Origin of the sequence: Laceyella putida (genome assembly GCF_042665195.1) — a bacterium.
GTDB lineage: Bacteria > Bacillota > Bacilli > Thermoactinomycetales > Thermoactinomycetaceae > Laceyella > Laceyella putida.
The window spans coordinates 1-13,117 of the sequence record NZ_JBHTBW010000025.1 but is presented as its reverse complement, the minus strand read 5'-3'; the positions used below and the strand labels follow the sequence as shown (position 1 = coordinate 13,117).

Annotated in this window: 11 protein-coding genes; 9 read left to right on the top strand and 2 right to left on the bottom strand. The window is 51.5% G+C overall.

Features of this window, described 5'->3' with window-relative positions:
- Positions 1-19 precede the first annotated feature (19 nt).
- The 9 genes from mutS to ACFQNG_RS10070 all read left to right on the top strand — a co-directional run bounded on the left by mutS (position 20) and on the right by ACFQNG_RS10070 (position 10,884).
- Positions 20-2,638, top strand: a complete 2,619-nt coding sequence (gene mutS, locus ACFQNG_RS10110; protein WP_379864851.1) for a DNA mismatch repair protein MutS — start codon at positions 20-22, stop codon at positions 2,636-2,638.
- 28 nt (positions 2,639-2,666) lie between these two features.
- Entirely contained in the window at positions 2,667-4,700 is a 2,034-nt protein-coding gene (gene mutL / locus ACFQNG_RS10105; protein WP_379864808.1) for a DNA mismatch repair endonuclease MutL, read from the top strand.
- A gap of 4 nt (positions 4,701-4,704) precedes the next feature.
- The gene (locus tag ACFQNG_RS10100) at positions 4,705-5,487 is read left to right on the top strand and encodes a class I SAM-dependent methyltransferase (RefSeq protein ID WP_379864807.1); all 783 of its coding nucleotides are present in this window, start codon (positions 4,705-4,707) and stop codon (positions 5,485-5,487) included.
- The gene (miaA, locus tag ACFQNG_RS10095) at positions 5,484-6,413 is read left to right on the top strand and encodes a tRNA (adenosine(37)-N6)-dimethylallyltransferase MiaA (RefSeq protein ID WP_379864806.1); all 930 of its coding nucleotides are present in this window, start codon (positions 5,484-5,486) and stop codon (positions 6,411-6,413) included. Before ACFQNG_RS10100 ends, miaA begins: the two co-directional genes overlap by 4 nt.
- 45 nt (positions 6,414-6,458) lie before the next feature.
- The gene (gene hfq, locus ACFQNG_RS10090) at positions 6,459-6,701 is read left to right on the top strand and encodes an RNA chaperone Hfq (RefSeq protein WP_022737628.1); all 243 of its coding nucleotides are present in this window, start codon (positions 6,459-6,461) and stop codon (positions 6,699-6,701) included.
- 119 nt (positions 6,702-6,820) lie between these two features.
- A complete protein-coding gene (locus ACFQNG_RS10085; RefSeq protein WP_379864805.1) occupies positions 6,821-7,816 on the top strand; it encodes an AAA family ATPase in 996 nt (331 codons plus the stop codon).
- Between the two features lie 17 nt (positions 7,817-7,833).
- The gene (hflX, locus tag ACFQNG_RS10080; protein ID WP_379864850.1) at positions 7,834-9,090 is read left to right on the top strand and encodes a GTPase HflX; all 1,257 of its coding nucleotides are present in this window, start codon (positions 7,834-7,836) and stop codon (positions 9,088-9,090) included.
- A 28-nt stretch (positions 9,091-9,118) separates the two neighbouring features.
- Positions 9,119-10,402, top strand: a complete 1,284-nt coding sequence (locus ACFQNG_RS10075) for a methionine gamma-lyase family protein (protein WP_379864804.1) — start codon at positions 9,119-9,121, stop codon at positions 10,400-10,402.
- On the top strand, positions 10,402-10,884 hold the full coding sequence (locus tag ACFQNG_RS10070; protein WP_379864803.1) for a DUF456 domain-containing protein: 483 nt from the start codon (positions 10,402-10,404) through the stop codon (positions 10,882-10,884). Before ACFQNG_RS10075 ends, ACFQNG_RS10070 begins: the two co-directional genes overlap by 1 nt.
- Positions 10,885-10,922: 38 nt before the next feature.
- Here ACFQNG_RS10070 and ACFQNG_RS10065 read toward each other — a convergent pair whose 3' ends face one another.
- Together ACFQNG_RS10065 and ACFQNG_RS10060 are read right to left on the bottom strand one after the other, a co-directional pair.
- Positions 10,923-12,107, bottom strand: a complete 1,185-nt coding sequence (locus ACFQNG_RS10065) for an MFS transporter (protein WP_379864802.1) — start codon at positions 12,105-12,107, stop codon at positions 10,923-10,925.
- A 356-nt stretch (positions 12,108-12,463) separates the two neighbouring features.
- Positions 12,464-13,006, bottom strand: a complete 543-nt coding sequence (locus ACFQNG_RS10060) for a GNAT family N-acetyltransferase (protein WP_379864801.1) — start codon at positions 13,004-13,006, stop codon at positions 12,464-12,466.
- Between the last annotated feature and the right edge of the window lie 111 nt (positions 13,007-13,117).

Here is a 13,117-nt window from a genome sequence, read left to right as displayed (position 1 = left end):
TAGGTGGAGAGCCGTATACATCGAGAGGTGTACGTACGGTTCGGAGGGGGGTTCTTGGAAACCTGCCGCCGTAAGGCGGCAAGGCGCCGGGTTCCTACCCTACTTTGAGGATGCTGAAAAAGCAGCCGAAGAGTTGGAGATTACACTGACCAGCCGAGATGGGGGAAAAGAACGGATTCCCATGTGTGGGGTCCCCTATCATTCGGCTCATACGTATGTGGAAAGATTGATTGAAAAAGGGTATAAAGTGGCGATTTGTGAACAAGTGGAAAATCCGGCGGCGGCGAAAGGGGTGGTCAAAAGGGAAGTGGTTCGGGTCATCACCCCCGGCACCATCATTGAGGAGAATATGCTGATCGAACAAGAGAATAACTTCCTGCTCACCTTGGCCGGTTCCGGCGAAACGATGGCGCTCGCCGCGGCGGATTTGTCGACAGGGGAATGCCATGTGACGGAATTGGCGGGGTCACTTGATTGGATGATTGATGAGGCGGCCAGTTATGAGCCCAAAGAGGTTTTGCTCGATGAGCCGCTTTATGGGAATGCGGCTTTGCGGGAAACATTGGTTGCCCGATTAAAGTGCTTGGTGACCCCGATCACCCTGGATAAATGGACGGAACAAGATATGGCGGAAGAATTGCCAAAGCAATTTGCCCAGTTTGCTGAAGTGTGCACATCCCCGAACTTGGTGCGTGTGGTCAGCTTATTGTTTGCTTACCTGAAACAGACCCAGAAACGAACGCTTGGACACCTGCAGCGGTTGCGGCGATATGATGCCAAACAATTTATGATGTTGGACGAAGCGGCTCGGCGCAATCTCGAATTGACCAGCACGTTGAGTGAAGGGAAAAAGCGGGGTTCCCTGTTGTGGTTGCTCGATCAAACGGCCACGGCCATGGGAAGCCGCCTGCTCCGAAAATGGTTGGACAAGCCGCTTTTGAATGTCCGGGATATCAAGCGGCGCCATGATATGGTGGAAGCCTTTTTGGCCGATTTTCTCCTGCTTGATGAAGCTCGCGAGATGCTAAAACAAGTGTACGATCTGGAACGCTTGGCGGCACGGATCTCGTTTGGATCGGCGAATGCACGGGACTTGACCAATGTGAAACGTTCATTGGGCGTGATTCCGGAACTGCGGGAGCGATTGATGCTGTCCGGGCATGATGAGTTGGCCGCGTTGGGTGAACAGATGGATGGGTGTGCGGAGTTGCGCGAGTTAATTGATCGGGCCATCGTGGATGAACCACCTGTGTCAGTCAAAGAAGGCGGCATGATTCGGGAAGGTTACAACCACGAACTGGATCAATTGCGTTCCATTCAAAAAGACGGCAAGAGCTGGATTGCGCAATTGGAACAACAAGAGCGCGATCTAACCGGCATCAAGTCGCTAAAAATCGGGTATAACCGCGTGTTTGGTTATTATATTGAGGTGACCAAATCCAATTTGCAGCATGTGCCTGACCGGTATCAGCGGAAGCAAACCTTGGCCAATGCGGAACGGTTTGTGACCCCAGAGCTGAAAGAACGGGAGCAGCTGATCTTAAACGCCTCCGAGAAGTCGGTTGAGATGGAGTATGAGCTGTTCACGGAAGTCCGCACACAAGTCGCCCAAGAAGTATATCGCCTGCAACAATTGGCGGAACGGGTGGCGGAACTGGATGTGCTTCAGGCGTTTGCCGTCATTGCGCAAAAATACCACTATGTGCGGCCGGTGGTTCATAACGAGGATCGCCTGAGCATCAAGCAAGGGCGCCATCCGGTGGTGGAAGCAGCCACGAAAGTGGAAGACTTTGTCGCGAATGACGCGATGCTCGATGGGGGCAAACGGCAAATCCTCTTGATTACGGGTCCGAACATGGCTGGGAAGAGTACGTATATGCGACAAGTGGCCTTGATCACGCTCATGAGCCAGATCGGAAGCTACGTTCCGGCCGAACATGCGGAAATCTCCATCGTGGATCGCATTTTTACCCGCATCGGCGCGGCGGATGACCTGATTGGCGGGCGCAGTACCTTTATGGTGGAGATGGCTGAGACGTGCCATGCGCTCAGGGAAGCGACTTCCCGCAGCCTGATTTTGTTGGATGAAGTGGGGCGAGGCACATCCACGTATGATGGGATGGCTCTGGCCCATGCGATTGTGGAGTACATCCATGACCATATTGGGGCGAAGACGCTCTTTTCCACGCACTATCATGAGTTGACTGAGCTGGAACAGGAGCTGGACCGATTGGTCAATGTGCATGCCCAGTGCATTGAAAAAGACGGAAAAGTGGTTTTCCTGCACCGCATTGTTCCCGGTGGGGCAGACAAAAGTTACGGCATCCATGTCGCTGAATTGGCAGGCCTGCCCAAACCCGTGATTCAGCGGGCCAAAGAGATTTTGGGCGAGTTAGAAGGCCGATTCCATGCCCCGGCAGGCAAAACGGATCAAAAGCCGGACGACCGGACCCAGTTATCGCTGTTTGACTATGCGGCAACTGCCGTTTCAACGGAGGAAGACAAAGTGGCAGAGGCAACAGCGACTCTGACCACAAAGGAGAAAGAGATTATCGAAGCTTTGCGAAAATGGGATTTGATGATGAAAAACCCATTCGAATGTATGCAGTTCCTGTATGAACTGAAACAGAAGCTGTAGCCAGAAGGCAAGTGAAGGAGGGATGAGAGTGGGCCGGATCCAGGTATTGGATGATCATTTGGCGAACCAGATTGCTGCGGGGGAAGTGGTCGAACGACCGGCGTCGATCGTGAAGGAATTAGTGGAAAATTCGATTGATGCAAATGCCACCCGGATTCAGATTCAGATTGAAGAGGGCGGAATTTCCCTGATCCGCGTGTCAGACAACGGGATAGGGATGGACAAAGATGATGCGGTGCTGGCGTTTTCGCGCCATGCGACAAGCAAGATCAAGCGGGAACGGGACTTGTTTTCGATCCGGACTTTGGGTTTTCGTGGTGAGGCGATGCCCAGTATCGCTTCGGTTGCGCGAGTGACCCTGACCACCGCTCATGATCCTTCCCAATTGGCGACAGAGGTGCGGATTGAAGGCGGTGAATTGCTCGCGGTCGAGGACACGTCCCGCTCCCAAGGGACCGATGTGGTGGTGAAAGAACTCTTTTACAATACCCCTGCTCGTTTGAAGTACTTGAAAACAGTCAACACTGAGGTTAGTCATGTGGCGGATGTGGTGGGACGGCTGGCATTGGCGCATCCCCACATCTCTTTTTCGCTCAGCCACAATCAGCGGGAGCTGTTCCGCACCAGTGGCGACGGGAAACTGCTCCATGTGCTCCATGCGCTGTACGGCAAACAAGTGGCAAGTCGGATGGTGGCTTTTAAGGGGGAGGATGCCGATTTTCTCATCGCGGGTTATGTGACCAAACCGGAGATCACCCGCTCCACCCGCTCTTATTTGTCCATTGTGCTGAATGGACGCTTTGTCCGTTCCATCCCGATGACGCAGGCCATCTTGCGCGCATATGGAACCTTGTTGCCGAATGGCCGTTATCCGATCGGGATTTTAACCGTTCAAATGGACCCCAAATTGGTTGATGTCAACGTCCATCCAGCCAAATTGGAAGTTCGGTTGAGCAAGGAAAAAGAATGTTGTCAATTGGTGGAAGAAGCAATCAAACGCGCGTTCAAAGAGGAACGTTTCATGCCGGGGGCGACGAGCAGTGTGGGGCAAGCCCGAATCAAAACAACCGTCGTGCAGGATGAATTTTCCTGGGAACAAACGGAAGCGCCGCCAGCGAGGCAAGCGCGGGAGCAGGTTTATCCACCGCTGAAGCCGCAAGGGGGGCAGGTGCAAGAGAGCGCGGAAAGTGCGGAAAGGGATGAGGCGGAGCAGCCGGAGCCACGGCGTTCGTTCAACCAGCCGCCATCCAGAATGCAGGAAAGGCAAATGACTGGGGAAAGAAAGCAGACCCCTTCACCGCCCCAGTCAGCAACGCGTCCATCTCAATCCGCTTATCGCTCAGCCTTGTCCACTTTCGCCAAACAGGAAGAAGGGCAGGAACAACCCTCCCCGCCAGTGAAGGTGGAAGACACCAAGAACCTTGAACCGGAGGTGCGATCAACCGAACCGGAGCAAAGTCCTCCCCCCGCTGGTTCGCCGCGGTTGCCGGAGATGGAGCCGCTTGCGCAAGTGCACGGAACCTACATTGTCGCCCAATCGAAAGATGGATTTTATCTGATCGATCAGCATGCTGCGCATGAACGCATCTATTATGAGATTTATTCACGGCGGTTAGGCGAAGAAAACTCCAAACAATATCCACTGTTAATTCCGATGACGATCGAGTGTTCCCCTGCGGAAGCGGAGCTGTTGGAAGCCAAATTGGACTATTTGCGGCAGTGGGGATTGGAGATGGAACCGTTTGGCGGGACCACCTTTGTCGTGCGGGCTTATCCAATCTGGTTTCCGCGCGAAGATGCGGATCGGCTGATTCATGAAATCATTGAATGGCTGAAAGAACACGGGAAAGTGGAAACGAGCGTCCTGCGTGACGCTACGGCCAAGATGATGTCTTGCAAAGCGGCGATCAAAGCGAATCGTCACCTCCGCCGCGATGAGATGGAAAAACTGTTAGCGCAGTTGAACCAGTGTGAGAATCCGTTTACTTGTCCGCACGGGCGGCCCATTTTCGTTCATTTTTCCGCCTATGAATTAGAAAAAATGTTTAAGCGAGTGATGTAGAACTGTGTTTGTGACAACGTCTTTTCATCCAGGAACGATAGAGACGCAAGAAGCGCGGGAATTGGCCGCGCTGTTGGAGATTCCCTATGTGAAGCGGGAACGCCATTCGCTCCCCGAGTTGTTTGCGCAAATGGGCGAGTCGCGCGCGGTCGTAGTGACGAAGCAAGGCTGGCGGGTGGAGGAGAAACAGGGGTTGCCCTTTTTCTTCCATCCCAATATGTCGGCTTTAAGGATTAAACAGTTGCTGAATGGGGATCGCGATGCCATGGTGGACAGCGCGGAACTTCGACCGGGAGACCAGGTGCTTGATTGCACGTTGGGCATGGGTGCGGATGCCATCGTGGCCGCTTTTGCCGTAGGCGAAGAAGGGAAGGTCGTCGCTTTGGAAAGCGAGCCGGTGATTGCCGCCATCGTGAAACGTGGCTTGGAAACGTATCAGACAGATCGGAATGCCTTGAATGAAGCCATGCGGCGGGTCGAAGTGATTCAAGCGGATTACCGAAGTTATTTGCCGCAGTGTCAGGATGACTCCTTTGATGTCGTCATGTTTGATCCGATGTTTCGGGAGACGGTGCGGGCATCGACGGCCATGCAGCAATTAAAGCCTTTGGCCAATCCCCATCCGTTGGATGAAGGAGCTGTGCGTGAGGCGCTCAGAGTGGCACGGCGCGCCGTGTTGTTGAAAGAGCGGCCCAAAGGGGGAGAGTTTGCCCGGCTTGGTTTCGAGATTGTCAAATCCTCTTCCAATTTCGCTTGGGGCGTGATTCGCAAAGGGGGGGGCAGATGAAATCGAAAGTGTTGGTATTAGTGGGGCCCACCGCGGTCGGAAAAACGGCGCTCAGCATTGAACTGGCCAAGAGGTTTGACGGTGAGATCATCTCAGGGGATTCAATGCAAGTGTATCGGGGTATGGATATAGGGACGGCCAAAATCACACCTGAAGAGCAAAGCGGCATTCCGCATCATCTCATCGATATCATTGATCCGGACACTCCCTTTTCGGTGCAGGAGTATCAACGGTTGGCGCGCGAGAAAATCGCCGAGGTGCATGGACGGGGCCGCTATCCGATGCTGGTTGGCGGCACGGGATTATACATTGAGTCCGTGATTCATGATTATGACATGCCACATGTCAAGGAAAACCAAGAACTTCGTCAAGAGTTGAGCAGGCTCGCCGCGGAACGGGGGAACGAAGTGCTGCATGCCCGCTTGCGGGAAGTGGACCCCGAAACGGCTGAAAAATTGCACCCCAATGACACGCGACGTATGATTCGGGCATTAGAGGTCTATCATGTTACTGGCACCCCTTTTTCCCGGTTAAAGGGAAAAGGCACGTCCCCTTATGAGGCATGTTGGATTGGCTTGACGATGCCGCGCGAGCAACTGTATGACCGCATTAACAAACGAGTGGATTTGATGTTGGAACAAGGCTTGGTCGAGGAAGTCAAACGACTGAAGGAGAAAGGGTATCATCTTGGTTTGACTTCGATGCAAGCGATCGGGTATAAAGAAATAATGAGTTATCTGTCTGGAAATTTAACACTTGAAGAAGCGGTGTATCTGATCAAACAGGGATCACGCAAATATGCCAAGCGCCAACTTTCTTGGTTTCGCCGGATCAAAGAGATGCACTGGTTCGATGTGACGAATAGGGAATGTTTTGCAGAAATTCAGCAACTAGTTGCAGGAAAGTGTCATTTGGCTAGAGAATAGAGTACAATAATGTAAAATGTTAAAAATACATAGGAGGTACGGATTTTGAAACAATCCATCAATATTCAAGATACATTTCTTAACCAAATCCGCAAAGAATCTGTTCCTGTTACCATCTACCTGGTAAACGGATTTCAGCTTCGCGGGGTGATTCGCGGCTTTGACAATTTTACCATTGTGATCGATAGCGAAGGCAAACAACAGATGGTTTATAAGCATGCGATTTCCACTTTCACTCCAGCACGTCCGGTATCTCTGATGCCATCTGATGAAAGCAAAGAAGGCTAATCCCTCAAGCTGCTGATTCTTTCAGCAGCTTTTTTCTGTCTGTCTTCATTCATGATTCACCCATTTCTGGGCGGGTGCGTATATATAAAAAAGCTTCAGACCATAAAGAGGTGAACCGGATGGGCAGAAGAGTATACACCGGAACCGCGAAACATCAGATTCATGTGGTGTTTGACCATCACCAGCAATGCTACCAAGCGGCTTCTTCCGTTTCTGTTGCGGGAACGGCGCATGAAACGGAGGGACCGCTTAGAGAATGTCTGGATCAACTGGACGAACTGGTTGGGCTGACGAAGATAAAGGAATTTGTGAAAGAGATCTACGCCTGGCTGGAAGTGGGCAAACGGCGCCAAGCGGCGGGATTGGCGGTGGACCAACAAGTGCTTCACATGGTTTTTTCCGGCGATCCGGGCACGGGGAAAACCACCGTTGCCCGCATCATCGGCAAGTTGTTCAAAGAGATGGGCGTCTTGTCAAAAGGGCACCTGATCGAAGTGGAACGGGCCGACTTGGTCGGCGAATATATCGGGCATACGGCGCAAAAAACACGCGAACATGTGCGCCGGGCCTTGGGTGGCATTTTATTTATCGACGAGGCTTATTCATTGGCTCGTGGCGGGGACAAGGATTTTGGCAAGGAAGCGATTGATACCCTTGTGAAATCGATGGAAGACTATAAAAATGAGTTCGTCCTGATTTTGGCGGGATATTCGCATGAGATGGAACAATTTTTGCGACTCAATCCAGGGCTACCGTCCCGTTTTCCCATCCACCTCTCGTTTCCACCGTTTACCTTGGCCGAATTGATGGATATTGCGGAAAACATGGTGCGGGAGCGGGAGTATCGCCTGTCCCTCGGTGCCAAAGAAAAGCTGAAAAAACACTTGCAGGAAGAGATGAGAAGAAATCAGGTTCATTTCGGCAATGCCCGTTATGTCCGAAACCTGATCGAGCAAGCGGTCCGGCTGCAAGCCGTGCGCCTGCTACACGTAAAATTTGCGAGCCGCGATGATTTGATGATGCTCAGAAGAGAAGATTTGCAAGTCGAAGTGGGCCAGAAGAATGGCGGAGATTCGTGGTATAATGAGAAAATCCATGACTCACTCACTGTGTAAGAAAGGAATGAAGTAGGATAGAAACAGTACAAGATAGAGAGAAAGCGATTCTTGTCGGTTGCGGTCCCAAGCGAGACGAATGGGAAATACTTTCTACCTTAGAAGAGTTGAAACGCTTGGCGGAGACATCGGAAGCGGAAGTGATCGGCCAGGTGGTGCAATTTCGCGATCGACGGGATCCCGCTTGGCTCATCGGCAAAGGAAAAGCGGAAGAAGTGGCCAAGATGGCGGAAGAACATGAAGCGGACTTGGTCATTTTTGATCACGAACTGAGTCCAGCGCAAATCCGCAATCTGGAACGGCGTTTGCCCTGTAAAGTGATCGATCGCACCCAACTGATTCTCGACATTTTTGCGCAACGCGCCCAGACCAAAGAAGGGCGCATTCAAGTGGAGCTGGCGCAGTTGGAATATATGTTGCCCCGATTGGTGGGTCGTGGGAAAGAATTGTCCCGCTTGGGTGGTGGCATCGGTACCCGCGGACCAGGGGAGAAGAAGCTGGAAACGGACCGTCGCCATATCTATCGGCAAATCCGTGATTTGAAGAAACAATTGGAGGAAGTGAAAAAACATCGTCGTTTGCATCAGGAGCGGCGCAAAAAAACGGAAGTGACCCAAGTCGCCTTAGTCGGATACACCAACGCCGGCAAATCCACCCTGCTTAACCGATTGACCGGGGCGGAGGTGCTGGCCGAAAATAAATTGTTCGCCACGTTGGACCCGACTTCGCGGTTGCTTGACTTGCCTTCGGGCCAGCATGTCATCTTAACGGACACCGTTGGTTTCATTCGCAATTTGCCCCATCATCTCGTGGCGGCTTTCCGCTCGACGCTGGAGCAAGTGCGTGAAGCCGATCTTCTCTTGCACGTGGTGGATGCCGCGCATCCTGAGGCGTCAGAACAGATTGCGGCGGTGGAAGAAGTATTGGAAGAGTTGCAGGCGACGGAGATCCCCACCTTGATGGTGCTGAATAAGGCCGATTTGTTGGAGCGGCCGCAGGTGGAACCGGCTGCACAGGAGATGATCCGCATTTCCGCTTTGCGCGACGAAGACTTGGCCAAATTGAAAGAGAAAATCGAAGGGATGCTTCGTCCCAAACAGATGACAGTAAATCTGGCAATTCCGATTGACCGGGGAGATCTCCTTTCCGCCTTGTACCGAGTGGCGGAAGTCGTTTCTTCCAAAGCGGATGAGGCCGCCATGGAGATCGAGTGCCGGTTGACAGACAAACAACTGGAGAAGTTGCCGCTCGAACTGAAGCAACGGTTAACTTAGAAACTGAATTAGTAGGAATGATGAAGCAGTGTATAACCAGTTACGACATGGACAATGGATTGAGCAAAAAGCCATCGCCGTCGAAGCGAAAATTGCCCCTGTGATCAAACGGATTGAACGAAAAGTCGACTTATTGCAGTGGAAAGTGTTAGCCGCGTACCGTGACCATGGGGTGAGTGAGCTCCATCTCCATTCTTCGACAGGGTATGGCTATGATGATCTGGGCAGGGAAACATTTGAAAAGGTGTTTGCGTCCTTGTTTGGTGCCGAAATGGCCTTGGTGCGGCCCAATATCATTTCGGGAACGCATGCCATCACCGCCTGTTTGCATGGCGTGCTGCGACCGGGGGATGAGTTGATTTACTTGACAGGCCGCCCTTATGACACCTTGCATCAAGTGATCGGGAAGGAGCGGGACGGCTCTGGATCACTCGCCGATTATGGCATCGCCTATAAGGAAATTCCCCTGTCCCCAACGGGTCAAGTCGATTGGGAGGCGTTTGGGGGCGCGGTAAGTGAGCGCACGCGCTTGATCGGAATTCAGCGTTCAAGGGGATATGCTGATCGACCTTCCTTTACGATCGCGGACATTCGTGAGATGGTGGAACGGATCCGCGCGATTCGCCCAGACTTGATTATTTTTGTTGACAACTGTTATGGTGAATTTGTGGAGGACATGGAACCCACACATGTTGGCGTCGACCTGATCGCGGGTTCGCTGATCAAAAATCCCGGTGGCGGGCTGGCGAAATCCGGGGGATACATAGCGGGAAAAGCCCAATGGGTTGAACGGGCGGCCTCTCGCTTAGTGGCACCGGGGATTGGGGTCGAAGGCGGGGCAACGCACGGTTACATGCGGGATTATTACCAAGGGTTGTTTTTGGCGCCGCATGTGGTGGGAGAAGCCCTGAAAGGCGTGGTTTTTGCCGCTGCCTTTTTGGAGGAATTAGGTTTTAAGACAACCCCATCTTGGGAAGAAACAAGAACGGATATCATTCAACAGATCTATTTGGGAAGTCCCGAATTGTTGATTGCCTTCTGCCAAGGGATTCAATCGGCTTCTCCCATTGACGCACACATTCTGCCTGTCCCGGCGGCCATGCCTGGATACCAAGATGAAGTGATCATGGCGGCGGGCACCTTTGTGCAAGGAGCCAGTATTGAACTGTCAGCGGACGGGCCGCTCAGACCGCCATACATTGTCTTCATGCAGGGAGGGTTAACCTACTCCCATGTGAAGATCGGGATCGTACAAGCGCTCGATCATATGGCGGGAACGGGCCATATTTCACTTGAAGGAGGACATGAGTAGTGGACATACTCCTATGGGTACTGATTATTGTCCTATTCATTCTGGGGTTTGTGGGATTGGTCGTTCCCGTATTGCCCGATGTGCCGCTGTTGGTCGCCGGGTTTGCCCTGTATCACTTCTTGATTGACGGCACGCAGTTGGGGGCGGGATTTTGGATTACCACCATCGTATTGGCGGTGCTGTTGATGTTGGTGGATTATATATCCAGCAGCGTGGCCGTGAAAAAATACGGCGGGTCCACGTTGGCAGTCGTCGCGGCCGTGTTGGGCGTGCTCACGTTTCCGTTCATCATGGGACCGATCGGGATTATTGTCGGGCCGTTTCTTTTGGTCTTCCTGTTGGAGATCATAGTGAAAAAAGACGTGAATGAAGCCTTTAAAGTCGCTTATGGCACATTGGTCGGCTTTTTGGGCGGGGCGTTGGTCAAATTTTTGGTGATGCTGGGCTTGGTGATTTGGTTCGGCGTGCTGGTGCTGTTATAAATGAGACAAGCCACTTCTCTTGGTGAAGTGGCTTTTTCTTATGGTTGTGAACGGGATGGGGCGATGGGTTTGTGCAACAATTGCCGGCGCGCGAACCAAACGGCCCCGGCGAAAAGCAAGGCCACAAAACTGAACAGGATCCGCATGCCGCCCAAGTGGTAGAGAAAGCTCCCGATCATCGGCCCGGCGGCCATGCCCAAATAGCGAAAGAAATTGTAAGCCCCTATGGCAGTGGCCCGTTCTTTGACAAAGGGAATTGTCAAAAGGGTGGTTTGCACCGGCAAGGAAAGGCCGAGAAACAAGCCGAACAGGACGAGGGACAATGCCAACGCAACCAAGGACAAGTTGGCGAGAAACAGGAACAACAGGACAGCCAATACATTGAGCGACGAGGTGAGCACCAGACTTTTGCGCGCTTCAATGCGTTCTTGCAATCGGCCCCCCAAAAAACTGCCTATCACCAGCGAGATGGTGAGCGGAAGGAAGACCATCCCTTTTTGTTCGGCGGTGAGTCCGTATGACTTGGTTAAGATATCCGGCAAAAAGACCAAGAAATTGTACATGGTGTAATATTGGACAAAACCCAACATGATGACGGCCGAACCGATGGGATGAACCACGATGCCCACCATGTTGCGAACTTGAAATCGGTCGTTGGACAACAGTTCCGGCTTCGTTTCTTTTAAAAAACAAAGATTAGAGAGGAAGATGAGAACGCCTGTTGCCACCAACACGAGGAAAACGCCGATGTGACCCGTTTTGCCGCCGACGAATCCGCCGATGATGGGCCCGAGCACCGGCCCGAGCGCCACACTCATTTGAAACGTTCCCATGGCTCGGCCACGCTCTTTGCCTTCAAACAAGTCGCCGATCACCGTGGTCGCCACGACGGACCCTGCGGCAATCCCAATGGCTTGAATGGACCGGAATAACAGGAACAATCCAATGGATGGGGCAAAAGCGCAGCCAGTTGATCCGATGATGTACAAGACGATCCCGGGCAGCAATACTTTTTTCCTTCCTTTAAGATCCGTAAGCGGCCCATAGATGATCTGCATCAGGGCCAAGAAAACCGTGAAGATCGAAATGCTTAAGTTGACGAGAAACAGCGAAGTATGGAAATGGCTCTGAACTTCGGGCAGGATCGGAGTGTAAATCGTTTGGGTGAATGGCCCAAGAAAAGCCGCAAATGAAACGAGGTAAACGATCAGTTTTGGATTCAAATCCGATATCCATCCCTTCTTTCTTTGTTTAAACAATAAATATCATACCATATATTTAGTCTCTCGAAGGATTTTGGTTTGAAATGATATCAATCTTATGGTAATCGCCCCGCATCAGATCATCCGCTGATACAGGTTAGATATGGATCTCGAAAGTCATTATTCCAAAGCAATTCAAAATAAAAAAAGAGGACGCTCTATGCATCCTCGTACGAAAAAAAGGGTGTGTAGGAAAAAACAAAAGGCGCACCATGCAGTGGATGTAACCCCTTTCTTTATTTTAGGCGAAACGAAGGGGAAACGCATTATGGAATCATTGCCAAACAAAAGTCACTAACGGCGATATGCCTCATCTCTCAAACACCTTCATTGATGATCGCCATGATTTGATGATCTTCCCATTTTCCGTTGATCTTTACGTTCTTTCTGGCAATTCCCTCTTTTTTAAAGCCCGCTTTTTCCAATACGCGAATGGAACCGAGATTTTCCGGCATGGCGTGAGCTTCAATTCGATGCAATTTCAATTCCTCGAATGCAAACTTGACGATGAGTTTGAGCGCTTCTGTCGTGTAGCCACGCCCATTGTGCTTTTGATCCAGTGCGAAGCCTGTATAGCAACTCTCGAAATTTCCCCTGAGAATTTGCGCCAAGGTGATATCTCCAATCAGCTCATCCGTTTCCTTTAAAAAGATGCCAAACGCATAGGTTTGTCCTTCTTTCGCTTTTTTCAATGCCTGTTCAATGCGCAAAGCTTGATGCTCCTGTGTATAGAACGATTCATCGTGAAGGGGCGAGACACGTAGAAAAAATTCCCGGTTTCTTTTGTGCAAATCGGCCAAGTCTTTGGCATCGGAATCGTCGTATAAGCGAAGATAAATGTGTTCTCCCACTAACTTCAAGGATGTAACCTCCATTTAATATGGGATTTCTATGATGGATAAGTTTCTCTTTAGCCCCCTAATGACTTTGGACACTAAGAGTGTAAGTGGATTACACTACTAGTGATGGGG